We start from the raw sequence: 21404 nt of genomic DNA, 5'->3' as shown, positions 1-21404 counted from the left end.
TTGTCAAGTCTTATTTCTCTTTTTCGTACAAAAAAAGAGCGGGCTATCTTTTTCGATAACCTGCTCTTTTTCTTGATATTTGGACCTGCACCTTAACTAAATGACATTGCCCTTAAGGGATACTGTTTTGCGATCAGAATTTACAGGAAAGTCAGATTATTTATTAAAAAGCTTCATCATCTTAATATAACGGATTAACCATGTATCTGATCGGATTTACCGAATACCTTTTGTCCGTAAGTCTCGTCGGCAGACCACAACCTTGTTTGTCCGAGCTCCATCGTCCACAACCTCTCCAGTGGGAATCCGCGCCGTTCCCATTCGGCAAGAAGCCGGTCCAACGCCTCCTTCGGCGAATCGTCCGCAAGCCGGAAGGCATCGTAATGCATCGGTACGAAAATGCTCCCCCCGACGTCGACGAATGTCTGCACCGCTTCCTCCGGTGACATATGCGAGTCGCGCATGAACCACTCCGGCTCGTACGCCCCAATCGGAATCAAGGCAACGCGAATCTCGCCGTACTTCTCACCGATTTCGCGGAAGACTCCATCATAGCCGCTGTCGCCGGCGAAATACAGACAATCCATGCCATGGCGCATCACCCAGCCACCCCAATGCGACGTATTCGTGTCCCACGGCGTCCGACGCGTCCAATGTTTGGCCGGCACGAAGCCGAACGTTACGCCACCGATGCGCTTCTCGGACCACCAAGAGAGTTCCTCGACTCGACGGAAGCCCCTGCGGCGGAACCACCCGGCGAGCCCCTCTGGTACGAGCGAGACGAAGTCGCCCGGCAGACGGCGCAGGCTGCCTAAGTGAAGGTGGTCGTAGTGCGCATGCGACAACACCACAACGTCGATCGGCGGCAATGCCTTAATTGGGACACCTGGCGACGTCAGCCGCCGGGCAAAACCCATCCTCGCCGCCCACACTGGGTCCGTCACGATGTTAAGCCCACCGAGCTGGACAAGGAACGTCGAGTGCCCAATGAAAGTCACGGTCGGCTTCTCTCGGTTGCCGGAAAGTAGCACCACATCCGGTTCAACGCGGGGCACCAGAAAAGATAAATCCTTCTTCTTCGATCGGCGCTCCTTTTGCCATTGTCGCAAATCCGCTAAAGATTTGAGATTGGAAGAGCCGTCTGCATTTAAATACCTCTTAATCATTTGTATACCCTTATGCTCCTTCCGATGGGCATCCTTGGTCCTCATCGCCGACGAGCAGTGCGGGGCGGACATCGCGAGTCGTATCCCCACTCAAGCGACACTGGCGACCTGCCGATATTTACACGATCTTAGTATGATCGGGATAGCAATCCTGCTTAATTCGTCAACATTATGGACGATACCTGTGCTGCTCACACTGTTAGCGCTTTGGTGTAGGAACTATTGCAACATACTACCATTAATAATAAGCTTGTGGTTAAAAATTTTGAATTGATAATTCGGCAGCTTTCTAATATATGATTTAGACTGGCCTGATAAAAGAACAGAGCGGCGGACCAATACGCGAATATAAAGTCCTAGACTGCCGCTACCTTTATTCAGCTATCGTATCCGTCGTTCAATTTCCCCTATACCCTTCCTTAAGTTTCCACCTCCAACTCAAGCCTTTCAGAGCTCCATTTCCATAACTCGACAGCACGCTCGCGATTGTACGATTCCTCGGAAGATGCAATTTTTCGGGGACCGTCCCAGTATGTTCCGCTTTCGACCGAGCCGCTTAGCACAAGGTTTGCAAGATCGGCCCCGGATTGTTTGGTCGTGCGAATACTGGAGCGAACGAAACGCAATAGCGGCATGATATTATTCCACATAAATCGTAACAGAGGACTATAATCCCTCGTGAGGGCTGAGCCTTTGCCAGGCATCATACCGGGATTAAATGCTGCCACCGAGATGGAACGTTTGGATTGCTGAATTTGACGGGACAGCTCATAAGCAAAGTACAGATTGCAGAGCTTGGAAGTGGTGTAGCGAACCTGACCTTTTGCTAAATCAGACAGATTACCTAGCAGCCGATCGGATTCAACAGGATCAGCCAATATGGCGGGACTTGCGTAACGAGGAGCCGGCATTCCGGATTTCTTGCTGAAATCATGAGTATCGCTGCTTACGACGACGATACGTCCGTTTTCTTGAAGGTGATTTATTAATAACCGCACAAGCATGAAGTGACCCAGATGATTCACGCCAAAAGTGGCTTCAATACCATCGGCAGTCATTTGTGTACTTTGCACAAATTGAGTACCGGCATTGCAGACAATGACATGAAGTGGAGGAAGCTCCGCCTTTGAAAACTGCTCGACAAAGTGATGAATGGATGAGCTCGAGGCTAAGTCCAAAACCATCGCTGAGATATTAACATTTCCGGTAATCCGGATCAACTCATTAGCTGCTTCGTTGCCTCTATGTTGACTGCGTGCAGCAATTATGACATGCCATTCATGTGAAGCACTAGCAATAACTTGGGCTGCTTCAAACCCGAGCCCCGTATTTCCTCCTGTAATGATGATGGTTTTCTTGGCTTTCTTCATAATTATCATCTCCTGTCTTCGTTATATACAATACGATACGATATCGTATCGTATATGTCAAATAAAAAAACCTTGCTTCATCGCTGCAAGGTCCTTATTTGGGTTCTCTCATGCCGTTTACGACCAGCGCTATTCCTTGTTTAAGGGAAGCATCCAAATCCGTGGATGGGGGCTTAAACAACAATTGATACATAACAAAGCCAATCAACAGATCTGAAACCAGGTCAACATTGACCTTATCACTTAGCTTCTCTGTAGAACGGTGTTGAGTAATAATACTTGAAATTTCTTTAGTCTTGGGAAGAGAATGATTTTCCCAGAACGATTCGGATATTTGGGAACTGCCGGATATGGTTGAAATCAGCAGCGAGAGCATCTGCTTTCCAAGCGGCGTATTCATCTGCTGAGCGAAATTACGCGCAAGTTCGTATAAGACCTCGTTAAGATCCCCTTCTGCAGACGCTTTGAATTCAGGCTTTATTTGTTCGAGTGCTTCAACAATTAGAGCTTCCTTATTGTCCCACCTTCGGTAGATTGAGCTTTTCCCGACACCTGCACGTTGAGCGATCATTTCTATGCTTAGTTTCTCGACGCCGTACTCGGCGAGCAAGGACAATGTTGCATCCAAAATGCTGCGATGAACCTCGTTACTTCGTGGCCGACCGCGAGATTCGCCGGAAACTGAATTTTGCGTAATATCAATCTTTGTTCCCTCCCAGTCCTTTATTGATAAACATGTAAGTAATTATATCACAAAGATAGGCCCCCTCAACTCTCCACATTAGGCCCTGCAATCGTCTATAGGGTAACATGCAAATACTATATTTTGTGCAAAGATTACCATAGAACGTATATTATAAAAAGAGACTATACTACTGCCCGTTAGAATTAATGAGTGCCGTGCTACTTCACTTCGACTTTCATAGTGTTTGTATTAATAATGTATTCCTTTTTCTCATCTCCTATGGAAAACTTAGCAATCGCTGAGATCTCATACACACCTGGTGTGTCAAGTTTATGAGAGTATTGCTCTCTTAATTCATCTTGCGATTTTAAATTAGATCTTATTGCAGGTAATGTCATAACAAACTGGTTCACGTTTTTTCCTTGTGAGTCTTTAACGCTAAAGTAAAACACTCCCCCTGCATGCGTTAACTCGTAATCTTCAGTCGAAACGTTTTTCAGAGACGCTCCCATAACTAAATCCTTATTTACCTTGGATGAATTGGGTGCTGTAATTGTTGCAGAAAATGATGACTCGTCTGGAGTCTTCGACTTGTTTGAGCATCCTGTAATGCCGACCATTAACGCAATTGCTAATATAACAAAATATTTTTTAGACATCAGAATTAAGCTCCTTCTTGGTGAGTGACTAAGATTTGTCCTTTCCCCTGCCCTGCTGCAAGCCTTTTCTGCGTACTCTCTCAACCGCTTCCTTGCTGCTTTTCACGCCGAGCTTCTTCAGGATTTTGTTCACCTGATTTTTTAACGTGCTTTCCGCTTTATACAGCTTTTGTTCCATTTGTGGCTGTGTGTAGCCCTCTTCAATCAGCTCGAACACTTCCCGTTCCGCGGCGGTTAGCTCCTTCAGCTGTTCCTCGCGCTTGAGCCGAGAAAATTCCTTCAACAATGCCTCCATCGCTGACGGATGATGATAAGCGCTGCGGATCGCCTGAGGAATTTCCTTGAAGCGGGTTTTATCTATGTAATTAACGGCTCCGGCCGTAAAAGCTTGCGTAATCACATGCTCATCGTTTACAGATGTGAGCATGATGATTTTGGCGGGATGAATATCATGCATTTCCACCGCGGTATAAATCCCTTCCATCCCGCCTGTGGTTAGCTGTATATCCATAAGCACGACGTCGAACTCAAGCGTCTGCGCCAGCCGGATCGCTTCTGCCGACTGCATCGCCGCGCCAACGACGAGAATATCGTCCTCATGATTCAAGAAAGCCGTCATCGCTTTGATCCAATCCGGGTCGTCCTCAACCAGAAGCACTTTAATATGTTCATTTTTCAATTCGGAGCGAGCCTCCTTCATTCGTGTATCCGCCTAACCCGTGGAAAATGCAGCGTTATTTTTGTCCCCTTATTTACCGTACTTACAATATCGACAGATCCGCCGCTTTTGCGCATGACGTTGTAGACGTAGGATAAGCCAAGTCCGAAATTGCTGCTGCTCTTTTTCGTGCTATAGAAGGGCTCAAAGACATGAGCCAGCGTATCCGCCGCAATACCCGCTCCGGTATCCTCAATCGCCAATGAAACCCCTTTGCTATTTTCGGAGATAACGATCTGAATCGTGCCTCCGCCCGGCATGGCTTCGGCTGCATTCACGAGCAGGTTGCCGATGGCTTCCTTCAGATGCACGGCATCGCACATCAGATCCGGTCTAGCTAAGAAGTCCATATCGACCGACACCCGATCCTTATCCAACCGTTGCTGATTGTGCAGGATACATTGCTCCACCAGCTGATCCAAGCGGCAAAGCCGAGGCGTTAACACAATATCCTTCATTCGGCTATGTATCCGCTCAACCATCGCGAGCATATGCTCCGAGGAATCGGAAATGATTTGCAAATGCTGCCGGGACAGCTCGTCCTCCTTGAATACAGCCCGCTTCAGATTTTCCGAGCTGATCGCGATTTTGCCGATCTCGTTCTTGATCGTATGGTTAAGCAGATTCGCTCCCGTGCTTACGGCTTTCATCGCGTTATCAAGCGGATCACGTTCAATGCGCAGCTTAATGCCAAGCACACCATAGACAAACAGGCAGAGTAAAGCAACAACAAAAGAATAGATGAGGAAAAAGGATACATACCGAAAAAACTCGAAGCTCGGAAAGATGACCTTAGCCACATAAATAAACACGAGCGCAGCAAGCAATGTCGGTACCATAATTAACGTTGTGACCAGTCGGTTGCGGCGTCTGCTGCGATTATTTTCCTTCAGAAGGGAAACAATCAGCAAACAGCAAGCGCCTATATAATACGGAGCAGTCCAAATCAAGAGCAGCGTATAATCGATATTGAGTTCCGGATTGAACGGGGTAATAGCAAGCGTAACCAAGGCCGGAATCAATAACAGGCCCTTTAACAGCGCTTTCCACTTTGAGCTGTGGAGCAGCTCAGCATATACAAGGCTGAATATGAGGACCCCATAGGGAGTCAAGGTTAAGTTAAGGAACTGCAATGCGTTAGCCCATTCCTTCAGGTCGGCATCCCGCAGCTCGTCGGTTAAACCTCCAACGGATGCGCAGCCGAGAAAAATCGCCGCCCAGCGGTTTACTTCACTTCGTGGATTACTTGCTACGAGAACTAGGGCTGCTGCTAATAACACTGAGAAATAATAAAGCATCCTGTGAAGTCCTCCTTCCATCGGTGAATCAAGCTTTAGATAAACTTTCCCGTCTTCTCCAAACCACCCATGCGCTCCAGCCATACAACAAAGCACTGACATAGAAAAGCGTATTAATCGTCAGCCAATCGATCAAATAACCGCCGATTATGACCGCAATACCCGATGCAACCGATGTCCAGAAATGATAGGAGCCAATAAGCTTGCCTCTCGACCCCGCTGCAGTATGGTCCGCGATCAGCAGCTTCTCGCTCGTTTTCTGCATCGCGCTGCAAGCTCCCATTAGCAATTGCAGTCCAATAACCCATGCGTAGGAAGAGATCCACGGGAATGCCAGCATAGCAACCATCATACCTAATGAGCTTGCAATAAGGAGTGCATGGGCGTACCGATCGAGCCTATGGGACAAGAGCTGAGAGACAGCGGCCGAGCTTATCGTAAACACGGCGAAGGCCAGTCCGTATTTAGAATAACTGTTACCCAAGTTTTTAAGAAACAGCAAATAATAAGGATAGATCATCCCCGCAGCCAAAGTAAAAATACTTTGTGAACGAATGAGCCAACTTGTATTCAACCGCTACTCCCCCTTGTACTTTTCATGGAAATAATTCGTGAAGAGAGCGGTCGGATCGTATTGCCGTTTCTTATCGAAGAAGCTTGCTTGTTCCGGATAGGCGGACCGGAATTGCTTTACGGTCGGGTAAGCGACATAAGGAAGATAATAGGTCCCGCCTTGCCTAAGGGCGGCGTCGATAATACGCTGAATGCCCTGCTGCGCTTTCTCCTGTCCTGAATCCGTTAAAGAAACATTGAACAGAAGCACCAGGGCGAACATATCCTCTCTCGCATACGATAACGCGGCCTCTTGATCTTGGTTTACATATCGAACCGTGATGTTCAACAGATTCAAATCTTCCTCCTTTAGCAGGGGACCAAGTACCTCGATAAAGCGATCGAATTTTTCAACGGGAATAAAATATTCCTGCAGCAGATCATTCCGGCCCGCTTTACGGTACTCCATAAACTCAGAATCTGAGCGCATGACGTTATTGCGACTAATTCGGTTGCCGTCTTGCTTCTTAAAGTAGCTCGTTTGTAAGTCCCATAACACCTGCTTGCCCCAATCAAAGGATCGGTTCAAATGGAATAACAGCTTGGCAGGAATGACCCCTTGTTCCTTGGTCGCGAGCTTATTATTTCCCTTCAGAGGCATTGTGCGGTCCACACGATAGTTCATGGCATACATCTCAGTTAGATAAGAATCCGGTGCAACGGAGATACGCGCAATATGCATGTGGACATCACGATCGGGAAGAACCTTGGATGTGAAGTAGGAAACGTAGTTTTCTCTTGCGAGAACGTCCGTAGAGATCGTATAAAGCTCGTCCTCTGCAAGTGACAATGTAACCTCTAGTATAATGCCGAATAAACCAAAGCCGCCAAGCGCCAGCCGGAATAACTCTGGATTCTGGCTGCGGCTTACCTGAATAACCTGTCCATCCGCCATTAACAGCTTAAAGGACTCCACGCTCTTGATTAATGATCCATTCCGGATATCTCTGCCATGGGCATTAATGCTGATCGAACCGCCAACGGTAAAAATATTTTGGGACTGCATCGTTTTAATCGACAAGCCATAAGGATTAATTCTATCCTGGATATCTGCCCATGTTGCGCCTGCCTGCACCGTAATCTTCTTAGCGCTTGGATCGAATGATACAATTTTGTTGAAGGCCGATATATCGACAACGATTCCGTCCTCATAATAGGTATGGCCGCCTTGGCTATGTCTCTGCCCTGCAATGGATACCTTAAGATTCTTTTCTTTCGCTTCCAGAATAGTTTCAATCAGCTGCTGTTCTTCTTTGCCCGTTACAACCCGCTCTACCTTAACAGGATGAAGCTTACTGTAATCTGTGATGAGATAGGGATCCTGATCCGTTGAATTTGTATGAATGTAAGAGTATATACACAAACCGACAAGCAGCGCGAATGCTAACGCTTTTTTCATCCTATTTCCCCGCATTGTTTTCTCTAATTGTACTATACTTTCAAAAACGCAGGCAGGCTGCCCTTCAAGTAGATTTTCCCACCTGAGAAGCAGCCTGTGTAATAGAATTTTCACGATTTCTATTTTTGCTTAGCTGAACGAGTTTACTCCGGCTCTTCAAGCGTCATCCGTCCGAGTTTTCCCGAGCGAAGATCGCGTAAAAGTATCCCTGCAGCCTTCTCGTAATCGACATTCCCGCCGCTTACTAAGCAACCGCGTCGCCGGCCAATGTCTTCAAGAACGTCAATAGCCGCTTGCATATCCGGCAATTCGGAAGGAAGCTCCTCGATTCCATAACGATCCTTAAGGACCGAGCCGTAGCGTTCAACAAGAATTCGCAGGACGAAGCATGCAACTTCTGCGATATCGATGACTTGCTCCTTAATCGCTCCTGTAGCCGCGAGTCTAAATCCAGCAACCGGATCATCGAATCTAGGCCACAATATCCCCGGGGTATCCAAGAGCTCCAGCTCTCCTCCGAAACGGATCCACTGCTGCCCCTTCGTTACACCCGGACGATCTCCCGTGAGTGCAATATTACGTCCCGCCAGTCGATTGATCAATGTGGATTTCCCCACGTTCGGAATTCCTACAATAAGCGCACGGACGGGGCGAGGCTTCATTCCTTTGTTGATTTGACGCTGGATTTTCTCCTGAAGAAGCTCCTTTGCTTTACCTGCAAGCTCTTTCACTCCGGTACCCGCATTGGCATCTATCGCATGCGTGGAGTGTCCTTGTTCACGGAAATGCCGGCTCCATTCCGCCGTCATCTCTACATCCGCCAAATCTGCTTTGTTAAGCAGAATAAGCCGGGGCTTAGTACCGGTTATCTCGTCGATCATCGGATTGCGGCTAGACTGCGGGATTCTTGCATCTAACAGCTCGAATACGACATCAATTAATTTAAGCTTTTCCTCGATTTGACGTTTTGCCCGGGTCATATGACCGGGAAACCATTGTATGGTCATGATTACACCCTTCCTTACCAAAAAGCATGACGAAGGAGGAATCTCTTCCCCCTTGGCGTTAATGCGATATAAAGCTGAAATCCTTGATAGGCCAGAAGATCAGATCTGCACGCCCAATGATGCGTTCCACGGGAATGAAGCCGATCATTCGACTATCCTCGCTATTAGAACGGTTGTCTCCCATTACGAATAACATCCCCTCCGGCACGAGGCCATCCGGATTCCTGCTGTTCGGGAAGTTGCTGCGGTCGGGTTCGTTACTATTGTATAAGACTCCTGCTGCGTGAGCCTTCTCATGAGCATCCTTTAAGTAATTCTCTTCAAGCGGCTTCCCATTTATGTATATAGTGTCGCCCTCGACTTTAACCGTTTCTCCCGGCAAGCCGATTACGCGTTTAATGAAATCCCGTCCCTCGTCCGGAACATGGAATACAATGACTTCTCCGCGCTCAGGCTGACGGATATCATACAAGATTTTGTTAACAATAATCCGTTCCCGATCCCAGAAGTTCGGCTGCATGGACGGACCGTCAACGATAAATGGACTAACGAGCAGCCACCGAATGACGAATACGAGCAAGCCGGCTATCGCTAGCGCCTTGATCCATTCCGTTATTTCGTTACCCGCACGGGAAGGCTTCTTGGGTTCCCCTGAACTAGGGTTACCTGAATCAGAATCTCCTGAGTGCGTTTCATGCAGCTGATCCGGTTGATCATTGTTAATCGCTTGTTCATCGGCAACAGGATTTGTTCCTAGCTCGGCCGATTCGTTTGGTTTATTATTCCGAAGATGTTCCATTCGTAACCGCCTCTAACTTTCTTTAGAAAATGCAAAAAGGAGGACTTGAACTTAAGCCAAGCCCTCCTTTGACGCAAATTATCGAATTTCTTTGATCCGTGCTGCTTTACCGCGCAGGTTGCGCAAGTAGTACAGTTTCGCGCGACGAACTTTACCGCGGCGAGCCACTTCGATTTTCTCTAAACGCGGGGAATGTACCGGGAAAGCACGTTCAACACCAACGCCATAAGAAATTTTACGAACCGTGAATGTTTCGCTGATTCCGCCGCCGCGACGTTTGATTACAACGCCTTCGAACAGCTGTACGCGCTCACGGGAACCCTCGACGACTTTTACATGCACTTTAAGCGTATCGCCTGGACGGAAATTAGGAATGTCCTTGCGAAGCTGCTCTTGTGTAATCGCTTGAATAAGGATACTCATAGAGTTTTCACTCCTTCCATAACAGACGTTCGTACCCCGCTCCCCGAATGCTCTCATTCGGATCATGGCGTGCAGCGGACCGTCCTACTTTTGTCTTACCGTCTATTAACTCCATTCAGAGTCGCAGAGGTTACACAAAACAACATTTGAAATTTTATCACATAAAAGCGTGAATTACAACCATAAGTTAGTTATAACACGGATCGGCTACCTTTCAGCGCGAAATCAAACTGTAAAAACAACTGTATGTAATACAGGTCAAGCTGCCGCCCGAGTCCCCTCAGCTATCCGTTTTACACTCATTCTTCACAGCTTCCCGTGTTTTCCGTTCTGTGTTCAACCATTTACGTTCTTCAGGCGTCAATTCTGCTTGCTGGAGCAGCTCGGGTCGTCTCGTAAGCGTTCGCTGCAGCGATTGACGTCTGCGCCATTTGGCGATTTCTGCATGATGGCCGGATAATAAGGCGTCTGGGACCTTCCATCCGCGAAATTCCGCAGGACGCGTATAATGCGGATATTCCAGCAACCCCTCGCTGAACGAATCCGTAATCGCCGATGTTTCGTTGCCTAACACGCCAGGGAGCAGCCGCACGACAGAGTCAATGATGACCATAGCAGGAATTTCGCCGCCTGTTAGGACATAATCTCCTATAGAAAGCTCGTCCGTCACAAGAAACTCCCGTATACGTTCGTCATAGCCCTCGTAGTGACCGCAGATGAATATTAGGTGTGATTCCTCCGATAACTCCTGAGCCTTCTGTTGCGAGAATGTGGCACCCTGAGGACATAAGAGAATGACACGAGGAGGCTTCTTCTCTTCCTGTATTTCGCTTAACAAATGCTCTACAGCTCCGAAGATTGGCTCTGCCTTAAGCACCATTCCGCCTCCGCCCCCATAAGGCATATCATCAACGGTATTATGCTTATTGCCCGAGAAGTCGCGGAAATTAACCGTGGAAAGCGAGACGATTCCTTTGTCCCTAGCTTTCCCTAGAATACTTGTACCGAAAACACCCGCGAACATTTCCGGGAATAATGTCAACACATCAATCCGCATCGCTAGAGCAACCCTTCCATCAGGTGCACTTGAACCTTGCGGGCAACGATATCCACGTCGAGCACCACATCATCAATAACGGGAAGAAGAAGCTCTTTGCCCTTGGTCAGCTTAACAACCCAAATATCGTTGGCTCCTGGGGATAGAATATCCGTGATGATGCCTAATGGCTCACCATCATCGGTTTCGACCGCGCAACCTATAATATCGCGGAAGTAATATTCTCCTTCATCCAGCTCAACGCGTTCCGCCTCGCTTACCTTTAGCTCCCAGCCTTTGTACTTCTCCACCTGATTGATATTATCGAAGCCCTTGAGCTTAAGAATGAACATCTTCTTCTGCTCACGGGAGGACACTATCTCGATTGTAATCGGTTGCCCGGATTCTGGCGGGAACATCAATAGCTTGTTGCCCACCTTAAAGCGCACTTCCGGGAAATCCGTCTGCGGCCAGACCTTTACTTCACCTTTGATGCCGTGTGTATTTACGACTTTACCAATATTGAGCAAGCGCTCTTCCGTCATGGAAGCAGCCCCTTTCCGCAAGAAAACTTCAGCAATTATAATAATATAGCACCGAAGCCTTGTATCGCAAATCCGTTAAGCTGCGTACGGCAGCGCTTGCGTCTTCTCATGCCGTTTTTTCTGCATACCGAGCAGCACCAGTATCATCAAATAATAGCCCCAATAGAGGATAAATTCCTCCAAGGAGGGATTCTGTGTATAACCGAGAAACGCTTTGAAGAAGATTCCCACTTGACCGTTAATAACAGGCTGATTGCCCGTATCGCGAATATACTGGGTTTCGTCGACGGGATGCTCCGGCATGAATGCCGTAATGTTGTATACTTCTCCTCTTTCCCCTCCTGCCGTTTTGTAAAGACTGCCCAGCACACCGATATCCTGCATAATACCGACAGCCTGAACGAGTAATCCGGCGGAGATTACCATAAGGAACACGCTAGTTATTCTAAAGAAGCTTTTGAGCTTGATCTTTTTCGTTCCCTTGAAGAAAAGATAACCCACAACCATCGCCAGTATTAAGCCGATAAGTGCCCCCCAGCTTTCCAGTGCCTTCTGAATGTCTCCGCCCGTAATGGCCGCAAAGAAAAAAACCGTCTCCACGCCTTCGCGCACGACAACAAGAAAGGAATGGACAACCATATTGACCGCTCCGCCAACTGTTAGTATCGCGGCGATCTTATTCTCGACTTTACCTTGCAGGTTGCGGCTTTGCTGGGTCATGAACATGACCATATGAGTCAGTAATCCGCACGAGACAAGCATAATACCGATTTTTAAGTAATTTTGACTGCCCATGGTTGCAAAACCCGTTAGTAAAATCTGAAAAACAAGCGCAACGCCATAGCTTGCGACCAGAGCCAATATCACTCCGACCCAAACCCATTTATTCCATCTTGTTTGGTCGATCCGGGTTAAGTAAGTCAGAATAACCCCTACAATCAATATCGCTTCCAGCGCTTCACGAAAAGTGATTAAAAACGCTTGTAAATCCATAATTTCATCCTCAACCTTTTTCCGTGTTTTAGTTAAGGAAAACACTTGCGCCTAGGGCACAAGTGTTTCCGCTTTAGATTTCAATTGAATTAACGAAGAATGATGATTTCCTTCTTGTCATAGAAAACGCCATTATCGAATAATTCAGCTACTGCGCGAAGCGGGATAAAGGAGCTTCCATTAACAACCTCAACCGGTTGATCCAACTCAAGCTTCTCATTAACTATACCGTTCTGAACAATTATAGCTGAACCGACAACAAGCTCGGTTTTCTTACCGTCTTTAATAATCGATACCTTTTTCGCCAAATGGTCATAACTAACCTCAGCTTTGACTGCATCGGCAATTAAACGAACTGGAACTAATGTGCGGCTTGTATTTTTGTTAATGTAAGGTGCGTTTAACGCTGTATGGGCTTGACCATCCACCGTATATTTAATATTGCCGATTTTCAGCTGAGTACCATCAGTAACAACGAGATCTTTCAGCATTTGAAACGAGCTGCTCTTGGCGGCAGCAAGATCGGAATTATCGATCGCATTGGCGAATTGCTCTGCGAACACGATTGCCTCAATATACTTTTCATTACCTAGAAATACTTCTTGTGCAGCTAGGAACATAATGCCTTCCATAGCATAACCGCGGGCTCCTTGAAGATCTCCATCTGCCAGCTTTGTATAGGCATTCGTCACATACTCGGACACCTTGCCGATCATTGAACGTTGTAGAGCGGCTTGAATTTTATCTTTGTTCACTTTGCTCGCATCGCCGGAGGCAAACACATCGCGGATATAATCGGCGTCTACCGCGCTGCCGCCTTTCAAGTAGGTATATATCGTCATGTAGAAGAAGTATGCTTCTGTCATGGCTGCAGGCTGATCGGCCGCAGCTTTCGTTGGAATGCTTTCCGCATAAGTCAGAACAGCCAGCGCGAAGGTTTTGATAAGTGTTTTGTCCAGCACCTGACGGTGAACGTTAAAGTCATTCGCGTTGCTTTCAGCAAGGTCAGCTTGCAGCTGTTCGATCGTGCCTTTCAAAATCGCTTCCATATTCAAGCTAAATTTCGAATCGCGTTTGACTACAGTGCTTTGCAAAGCACCCTCATAGATTTGAATGACCTTGTCAAGATCGATTTTAGCTGAAGCGAAATCTCCCTTTGTTAGGGCAGGTCTGATATTGTTATTGATCAAGTCGCGGATCGAAAAGTAGAAATACCATTGCAGGCCTTTATCAATCGCTTGCTTGGCTTGACCCACATTTAATGTACCTTTGATGGCATTGTCCAAAACAAGCGTGATGTTATCATCGATTTTCGGATTGTCTGCTTTAATCGTAGCATCAATACGTTTGACTTCTGTTTGAAATTTACTTACATATGCCGCTTGAACATCAGCCAATACCGTGTTTTCTGTGAATAAAGCTTTAATGTCTGCGAAAGCCTTAACCCGCTCAGCTATTACCGCATCTTCCGTAATATTGAACTTGCTCTCAGCACTAACAACGGATGCTAACATAAATACAGAAGATAATACCAGAGTAAGGCTTAACATGATCGACAATAATTTGCGCAATTTGATCTCTCCCAATTTCATCAATTTTATAAAATCCCTTTTCTACGGGCAAACCATACGGCACCGCCGCCAATCAACACAACACCGCCAATGGCCATAACCGAAACCCATGGATTGGTTTTGTCGGAACGGTCCATCGGGGCGTGCTCAGCACCCGCTTCTTCAGAGATCGAATCGGGTGAAGCTTCTGCGGTTGCAGGATCTCCAGCTGCAGCCAAGGACGTTTCGGATGGGGCAGCTTCAACAGTAGCAGCAGCCTCGTTTGCTTCGGGCTCCTCAGAGGGAGCAGCACTTGCGCTCTCGCTTGCAGCAGCAGTTTCCGACGCCGAAGGCTCGGGCGCTTCGCTGGCGACTGCCTTCCCGGTTTCCTTCGGCTCCTCCGAATTGTTCACGGGCTGCACCGTTGTACCGGGCCCTTCTTTAGAGGGTGTGGTTTCCTTCACGGGCTCTTTCTCTTCACTAGGTTCTGGCAGCTTTACGTATACCTTGTAGGGAAACGAAGGCTTTACCTTTGCGTAAATGAAGTTCACTTTCACCTTAAACACTTCAGGTTGTACTTCTTTCTTGCCGACTCCGAACAATCCGGGATTGCCGAGCGCCGTTAACGCATCTTCGAAAGCTTGATTGATATCCCCTGAACCTGAGTTCATATACGGCGATAAAGTGTCATACGTTGCTTTCGCTTTTGCTAGCAGAAGCTTCGCTGCGGCATAATCATTCAAATCTTCGATCGCATATTTAAATCTGCGATCCAAGTTCATAACAAGAACGGCTTTGAAATTGGCAATGGTCAGCTTCGCGTCTTTTTCTTGAAAATTATTATCCAGAGTATCCGCAACAGCAGTGCCGAAATGCGATTTGATTTCCGTCCTTCTGACTTTGTAGGCTTCCTCAGCCTTTTTCCAATCGGGTGAAGCGCCGCTTATGGATGCTTCTACCAATTTGAACGTTTCCGCAACATCTTCGGTATTGGCATCCCCGTAGGAATAGGCCAAAGCATGGGATGGGGCTAGAAATAACAACGCGATGGCAACCGCCAATCCATATTGAAACCATCGTTTCATCTGAACACTCCCCGTATGTAGTTCGCTTTCCATGGATAATGATAATCAATCTCAATTGGACTGTCAATCCCTTTTGAAGTAATATTTTTAATTGTTTATGGTTTTTGTTTCCATTCGTATAGAATGATGTTGGCGTATACCGGATCAAAAAGTGCATTCGACTTGAATTCGGCAATTGGTGCCACTTGAGAACGTACACTTGGATCCTGCTGTTCAAATCCATGCAGGACATGATCAGTCAGCAGCACTCTCTTCCCGGAATTAGCAGCAACTATGGCATTAAAATAATCAAAGGTCAGGATTCGCCGATTCTCATAATCGGCTTGCAAATATTGCAATACCCGCGTCTCCTCCCAAGTGTATAGAACAACTGGAGTCTCCAAGCCTCTTACATAGTCATGAAGTTGATATACCGACGGAAGCTCTTCCGCTTGTTTCCTCAATAAGTCTGCACCATAAACGATCTGGGTGATCAGAAGCCCAGACAGAACAATGATTATTGCTGCTGATAGAGCAGCATGACCTTTACGGTACCTCTGCCGTATAGACCATAAGGAGAAAACCGTACGAATAGTAGCAGCGTAAAAAAGCAACAGAAGCGGACCTGCGACTGGCGAGATATGGCGCGGTTTTTCAATGTTTTGTCCGAATAATGCCCATACCAAGTAAAATCCGATACATGTAATTAACCATGCAGTATAACGTCGATTATGATGCTCTGATTCCTGGAAACCGCCTTTACCATGATACGTTTCCGTTCTCCTTAAAAGCCATTGCCCCGCGTAAACAGCTGTCAATAACAGCAAAAGCAATGCACCAATAACCGCTGATCGACTGAGCAGTACATCCCCGATCAGATTGCTCCCGAACAATTGGGCGATCCGTTGTCCAAACGGTATTTGGGTAGAAACGATCCCTCCTCCCCACTCCGAGAAGTGTCCCTTCACAAAAGCGATGGACAGCTTCCAAAAGCCGGATATGGTGCCTTCCGATAACGCCAGCCCGACGATCCATATGAGCTGGATTAAGCCAGCCGCCATGATGGATAACGCCAACCGAAGCCGTTTTCCTTCTTGATCCTTATTAATCTTGTACTGCTCAGCCCACAGCAGCAATATCGCGACTCCGAATGGGAAGAAAGACAGTCGCGTACCCATTAGAAATCCAAACAGGACAAGCACAAGCGCATGCCGGGCGCCAGATTTCGGGTGTTCCATCGCATGTCGAACGCTCCACAAAAACCACCAGAGCACAGCGATACCCGCGCACTCAGACATTGGCCTTGCAGCCATCAGCCATAAATAAGGTGTTGTCAGCACGAGTGAGGTAAGCCATAAGCTTAAGCTTGTGCTTCCTTTCACATACCTTCGTGCTAACAAGGTGATGGGAATGGCCGAACTAAAGGCAGCTACAGCATTAAACATGACCAACGCTAGAACAGGATCGGCCACCCATCGATGGATGATGGAAGCACCTGCAATAAAGTATGGGTATCCCGGAAAATGAGGCTGCATCGCTAGAAGATCATACCGCTCCAATGCCAAGACAAAATCCACCTCGTCCCAAGAACGGGCAAATGGACTTGCATACATCAAACTGAGATAAAAGAATCCTATAATGACGATAATGGCGGAACATACTGATGCAATTCTGACGGCGGCGATTCGCGACATGCGGTTTTCCTCTCCTCATTCTAAGGATCATTTCGGTCACTTTTTGTGACCGGCCGCCTCATTTCCTTGTATATAGCCGGAATAACCGAGTTCACGTATTCCTTGAATTTAATAAACGATTGTCCTTTCGTACGAACCTGATAAGTGATAGGCACTTCCTCTAAACGGAAGCCCTTTCTGATTAAATTCAGCGTCAGCACCTGCGCGTAGTTGTAATCGTGAATGATTTCCGCATTCTCCATCGCCTCGCGGGAAAATCCTCTCATCCCCGACTGCCCGTCACATATCCATTTGCGAAGCAGCAGTGATTGCAGAAACGTAAAAACATAATTACCCAATCTGCGATGAAGCTTCATTCCCCGGATTTGACCTTTAAACCGGGAGCCGAATGTATAGTCGGCTTGGTTAGCCATAATCGGCGAGATAACTTCAGGAATCAGCTCCGGCGGGTATTCATTGTCCGCATCGATCATGAGACCGATATCGGCATTTAATCGGCAGCATTGCGCCAAGCCCTCGCGTACGGCCGCCCCCAACCCCCGGTTCTTCTCGAAGGATACGATGTAATCTGCACCCGCTTGCTTTGCAACGACGACCGTATTATCTTTGGAGCCGTCATCGATCACGATGACCTCCACCGTGTATTCCGGGTGAAAAAGACGCGGTACTCGACTGATAACAGCGCCTATATTGCTCTCTTCGTTATGCGCGGGCATAAAGACGACGATTTTCTTTTTTTCCACGATATTAACCTTCCGTTCTCTTACGAGTCTTTGATGTGATCGAGCTTCATCGCTTCTGTTAATACCGGTCCGCGGCTATGGCTTGGATATGGAGCACCTAGCAGATAGCTAAGTGTGGGAGCCATGGAGATCAGCGAATGCTTCTCGTCAATCCGATGTCCCTGCTTGATAGTTGGACCATGCATGAAAAACGGAACGAATCTTTCCCCTTCATCCAAATGTCCATGTCCGCCTATTCCATCGGCTTGTCCATGATCGGCGCAGATGACCAAAGTCGTGTTCTTCATCATACCCCGGCTTTCCAGCCAACCGACAAAATCCTGGATCAACCTGTCGGCTTCCGCGATTTTCTGCAAGTATTCGTCGTATAGGACACCCCTGCTATGTCCGGTTTGATCGACACCGATCAATTGAGCAACCAGCAAATCCGGATTTTGCTCAGCCATGATCAGCTTGGCGCGTTCGATGATATTTCGATCCGCAGCGTCGTTATGCATGACGGCCGTTACGCTTTCCACGTCATCCCCCATGGAATCGATCAGATGGGCGATTCCAAGCAGACGACCGGTTTTGCCGACCTTGCGCAGCGAATCGAAGATACTCTCTACCTTGATGCCCAGCTTCCATACCATATTGGAGCGAATACCGTGCTCTCGCGGATAAGTTCCGGTAAACATAGAGGAAAAACAGACGACCGTACGCGCGGGGTATACGGTTTCCATCTGCGCATACTCCGTCCCTTCGGCTCTCAGCTTTTTCAGGAAAGGAGCATTCGCCTCTTCAAAGCGTTCTTTACGCATGCCGTCGATCACGATAACGATGACTTTATCATTTATCGCCTTCTCTGGTACAACGGCATTGTTCGTCAAGGAGCCATCTTCCTTCGGTTTCCAATCAAACAGATAAGCGTGAAGAATATAGCTGTACAGCCATAAACAAACGATAAATACAATCCAGGGAATCCAATGATCAGCTCTGAAATCAATGACATCATTGAGCGATGCGGTTGAATCGAAGAGTGAATAGAAATGATTCCAGATGAACAGCAGCAGCAAAAACTTAGGCATTTGCTCCTGAGCGTTCCCGCTTGTCGAGTCACTGTTTTTTAAGACGAGCTTCCAGAATCGGGTAAAATTCCACCATGACGTTCCAATCCGCAAATGATAGTAGAAAGTACCCCAAAAATAGACGGTGAAAAAGAAATACAAACCGAGTGCAAGTAAATAAAGCGTTAAGCTAGGAGCTTCCCATAGGAGCAATACCGCCAACAAAGGAAACCATAAATAATTACGCAGAAAAAGGGGGAAATCATAAAAATAGTAAATAGCGAACAACGGTAAAACAAACAGCAGTCCGAGCCCCGCCGAACACCAGAAATCGGTATCGGACCACTGCGCGAAGCGATACAACAAAAATACGCCAACTACGAATATCGGGGTGAACGGCTTTCCTTCATTCAGCAGATTCCAACATCTCGCCGCGACAATTTCGAAAGAGGAAGCTTTTTTCATGAGGGTATCCTCTCCTTTGCAGATTTTTGTTTATTTATAATCCATGCTTTCATTTCCCGCCAACCAATCGGCATACGAAGCAAGGAATAGCCTCCCATAACGTAAGCGAAAGCAAACTTGAACGTATGCGACAACAACGCTGCGGCATAAGCTTCCTTCCAACCGATGCCTAGCACAACAAGCGAAGCGCTCAAAGTGCTTTCATAAGTGCCGATGCCTCCTGGTGTAATATGGAACACTTGGCCGGCAATCGTTACACTGTTAGCCCAAATGAGAGAAACCGCTCCCAAATTCAGTTCCATCATGCGGGCGATCCCATAAATGACGGCAGCCTCCAGCATCCAGCTGACCGTAATGCATACCATGACAAAAAGCCCTTTGCCAGAAAACATCGTGGACTTGAAGTGTGCCCAATGCCTTTGCACAAAGGGAATTCTATGAAGAGGGGTCAGCTTGATCGCAACGACCGATACAATGAATCCCATTATAAGTATAAGGATCCACGCCCATGAAGCGGACAATCCGATCCACAATACTCCGATCAAAGAAATAACGCCTAATACGAGCATATCCATCAAACGCATAATGGCAACCGAGTGAAGAGCTTCATCCCACGTTTTACGTGCGTTTTTCATCAGAAATCCGGTACGGATTATATCTCCCGCTTTTACCGGAAGCAAATGATTGACAAGCAGGCTGTAGATAATTCCGTGAAAATAGATCCGGAAGCGCTCCTGTGATCCAGCATACATTCGCCAAGCTTGCGCCTTCAGCATAAAAGAGAGCAAATAAGTCCCAAACATAAACGCGAGCCATTGCGGCTCCTGGGCCAACGTACCCAAGTGGCGAAGGAAATCAGCCCAATCAAACCACTTCCAGGAAATAATAAGAAAACAAATAAACAACAATGCAGCAAGAAACGATTTCAAGCCTGTTTTAACTATCACGGAAATAACTCTCTCTTCCAATTTTAATGAGAACTATTCTCAACTATATGCATTGTTTTGTATTATAGCAGGTCTTCCGATCGAATGATAGATAAACCTCAAACATTCCATTAGCGCAGGCGTAAAGCAGATCTTTCATCAATTTGATTCGAAATAACTGTTATACCATTGCAGGAATTGTCTCATACCCTCTTCAATTCCGGTCTGGGGCGTGAAACCCGTTGCTAACCGGAGCTTGTCCGTGTCTGCATATGTCGCCAGAACATCCCCATCCTGCATGGGCAAATATTCGATGATGGCTTTCTTGCCAACACCTTCTTCTATTATTTGTATCAACCTCATCAGTTCAATCGGTTGGTTATTTCCGATGTTATAAATTTGATAGGGTGCGAAGCTTGTGCTCGGATCTGGATTCTCACGGTTCCATCGTTCATCGGGCTTAGGCGGTTGTGTTAGAAGTCTGACGGTACCTTCAATAACATCATCGATATAGGTGAAGTCTCTTAGCATTTTGCCATAATTGTATACTTGTATTGGATTACCCTCGGCGATTTTACGGGTAAATGAATAATAAGCCATATCCGGCCTTCCCCAAGGTCCATACACGGTGAAAAACCTCAGGCCCGTTGTAGGCAGCCCAAAAAGATGGCTATAGGAGTGAGCCATCAATTCATTGGCCTTCTTGGTGGCGGCATATAAGCTAAGCGGATGATCCGCGCGGTCATGAACGGAATAAGGCATCTTTGTATTGGCACCATACACTGAGCTGGACGAGGCATACATAAGATGGCCTACTTCATGATTGCGGCAAGCTTCCAGCACATTCATAAATCCGACAATGTTCGAATCGATGTAAGTGTGCGGATGGGTCAGACTCGACCGAACGCCGGCCTGACCGGCAAGATTAATAACAGCAGCAAAGGTAAAATCGCGAAATACTCGGTCTAATGCCGTCTTGTCTTCCACTCCAGCTTGAACAAACTTAAAGGAGCGGTTTTCTTCTAACATTTCCAACCTGGATTGTTTTAATGAAAGCTCATAATAATCGTTCATATTATCTATACCGACTACATGATATCCATCGGCTAGCAGCCTCTTGGCCAGATGAAATCCAATAAACCCGGCACAGCCGGTAATTAATATAGGTGAAATCACAATGATCACCCTCGTCCCCTTCACATTGAA

21 protein-coding genes are annotated in these 21404 nt (G+C 47.0%); all 21 read right to left on the bottom strand.

Annotation, left to right across the window (positions count from 1 at the left end; translation table 11 throughout):
• Positions 1-194: 194 nt before the first annotated feature.
• Positions 195-1166 carry an MBL fold metallo-hydrolase gene (locus ACESLK_RS23145; protein ID WP_373232075.1) on the bottom strand — a complete coding sequence of 324 codons (972 nt, stop codon included), beginning with the start codon at positions 1164-1166 and terminating at the stop codon, positions 195-197.
• Between the two features lie 419 nt (positions 1167-1585).
• A complete protein-coding gene (locus ACESLK_RS23140) occupies positions 1586-2536 on the bottom strand; it encodes an SDR family NAD(P)-dependent oxidoreductase (RefSeq protein WP_373232074.1) in 951 nt (316 codons plus the stop codon).
• Between the two features lie 94 nt (positions 2537-2630).
• Positions 2631-3164, bottom strand: a complete 534-nt coding sequence (locus ACESLK_RS23135) for a TetR/AcrR family transcriptional regulator (RefSeq protein WP_373232073.1) — start codon at positions 3162-3164, stop codon at positions 2631-2633.
• 275 nt (positions 3165-3439) lie between these two features.
• Positions 3440-3880, bottom strand: coding sequence for a hypothetical protein (locus tag ACESLK_RS23130; RefSeq protein WP_373232072.1), 441 nt, complete (start codon positions 3878-3880; stop codon positions 3440-3442).
• Positions 3881-3908: 28 nt separating this feature from the next.
• Entirely contained in the window at positions 3909-4559 is a 651-nt protein-coding gene (locus ACESLK_RS23125) for a response regulator transcription factor (RefSeq protein WP_373232071.1), read from the bottom strand.
• 17 nt (positions 4560-4576) lie between these two features.
• Entirely contained in the window at positions 4577-5896 is a 1320-nt protein-coding gene (locus ACESLK_RS23120; protein WP_373232070.1) for a sensor histidine kinase, read from the bottom strand.
• 28 nt (positions 5897-5924) lie between these two features.
• Positions 5925-6470, bottom strand: coding sequence for an MFS transporter (locus tag ACESLK_RS23115; protein WP_373232069.1), 546 nt, complete (start codon positions 6468-6470; stop codon positions 5925-5927).
• A 3-nt stretch (positions 6471-6473) separates the two neighbouring features.
• Positions 6474-7907: an FAD-binding protein gene (locus tag ACESLK_RS23110; RefSeq protein WP_373232068.1), complete on the bottom strand. Its 1434-nt coding sequence runs from the start codon at positions 7905-7907 to the stop codon at positions 6474-6476.
• Between the two features lie 143 nt (positions 7908-8050).
• Complete coding sequence (ylqF, locus tag ACESLK_RS23105) at positions 8051-8914, bottom strand: ribosome biogenesis GTPase YlqF (protein WP_373232067.1); 864 nt, start codon at positions 8912-8914, stop codon at positions 8051-8053.
• Between the two features lie 58 nt (positions 8915-8972).
• Positions 8973-9713: a signal peptidase I gene (lepB, locus tag ACESLK_RS23100; protein ID WP_373232066.1), complete on the bottom strand. Its 741-nt coding sequence runs from the start codon at positions 9711-9713 to the stop codon at positions 8973-8975.
• 78 nt (positions 9714-9791) lie between these two features.
• The gene (gene rplS, locus ACESLK_RS23095) at positions 9792-10136 is read right to left on the bottom strand and encodes a 50S ribosomal protein L19 (protein WP_373232065.1); all 345 of its coding nucleotides are present in this window, start codon (positions 10134-10136) and stop codon (positions 9792-9794) included.
• A gap of 280 nt (positions 10137-10416) precedes the next feature.
• The gene (trmD, locus tag ACESLK_RS23090; RefSeq protein WP_373232064.1) at positions 10417-11193 is read right to left on the bottom strand and encodes a tRNA (guanosine(37)-N1)-methyltransferase TrmD; all 777 of its coding nucleotides are present in this window, start codon (positions 11191-11193) and stop codon (positions 10417-10419) included.
• A 2-nt stretch (positions 11194-11195) separates the two neighbouring features.
• Entirely contained in the window at positions 11196-11717 is a 522-nt protein-coding gene (gene rimM, locus ACESLK_RS23085; protein WP_373232063.1) for a ribosome maturation factor RimM, read from the bottom strand.
• 75 nt (positions 11718-11792) lie between these two features.
• Positions 11793-12710: an FTR1 family iron permease gene (locus tag ACESLK_RS23080; RefSeq protein ID WP_373232062.1), complete on the bottom strand. Its 918-nt coding sequence runs from the start codon at positions 12708-12710 to the stop codon at positions 11793-11795.
• A gap of 89 nt (positions 12711-12799) precedes the next feature.
• Positions 12800-14281 carry a stalk domain-containing protein gene (locus ACESLK_RS23075; RefSeq protein WP_373232061.1) on the bottom strand — a complete coding sequence of 494 codons (1482 nt, stop codon included), beginning with the start codon at positions 14279-14281 and terminating at the stop codon, positions 12800-12802.
• 26 nt (positions 14282-14307) lie between these two features.
• Complete coding sequence (locus ACESLK_RS23070) at positions 14308-15345, bottom strand: hypothetical protein (RefSeq protein WP_373232060.1); 1038 nt, start codon at positions 15343-15345, stop codon at positions 14308-14310.
• A 95-nt stretch (positions 15346-15440) separates the two neighbouring features.
• Complete coding sequence (locus tag ACESLK_RS23065) at positions 15441-17018, bottom strand: hypothetical protein (protein WP_373232059.1); 1578 nt, start codon at positions 17016-17018, stop codon at positions 15441-15443.
• A gap of 20 nt (positions 17019-17038) precedes the next feature.
• Complete coding sequence (locus tag ACESLK_RS23060) at positions 17039-17734, bottom strand: glycosyltransferase family 2 protein (protein ID WP_373232077.1); 696 nt, start codon at positions 17732-17734, stop codon at positions 17039-17041.
• Positions 17735-17781: 47 nt separating this feature from the next.
• Positions 17782-19272, bottom strand: a complete 1491-nt coding sequence (locus ACESLK_RS23055; protein ID WP_373232058.1) for an alkaline phosphatase family protein — start codon at positions 19270-19272, stop codon at positions 17782-17784.
• Positions 19269-20219, bottom strand: a complete 951-nt coding sequence (locus tag ACESLK_RS23050; RefSeq protein WP_373232057.1) for a lysylphosphatidylglycerol synthase transmembrane domain-containing protein — start codon at positions 20217-20219, stop codon at positions 19269-19271. The genes ACESLK_RS23055 and ACESLK_RS23050 overlap by 4 nt, the downstream gene beginning before the upstream one ends.
• 138 nt (positions 20220-20357) lie before the next feature.
• A complete protein-coding gene (locus ACESLK_RS23045) occupies positions 20358-21383 on the bottom strand; it encodes an NAD-dependent epimerase (protein ID WP_373232056.1) in 1026 nt (341 codons plus the stop codon).
• Between the last annotated feature and the right edge of the window lie 21 nt (positions 21384-21404).

Source organism: Cohnella sp., assembly GCF_041640265.1.
In the GTDB taxonomy this organism is placed as follows: domain Bacteria; phylum Bacillota; class Bacilli; order Paenibacillales; family Paenibacillaceae; genus Cohnella.
This window is presented reverse-complemented; position numbering and strand designations above follow the sequence as displayed.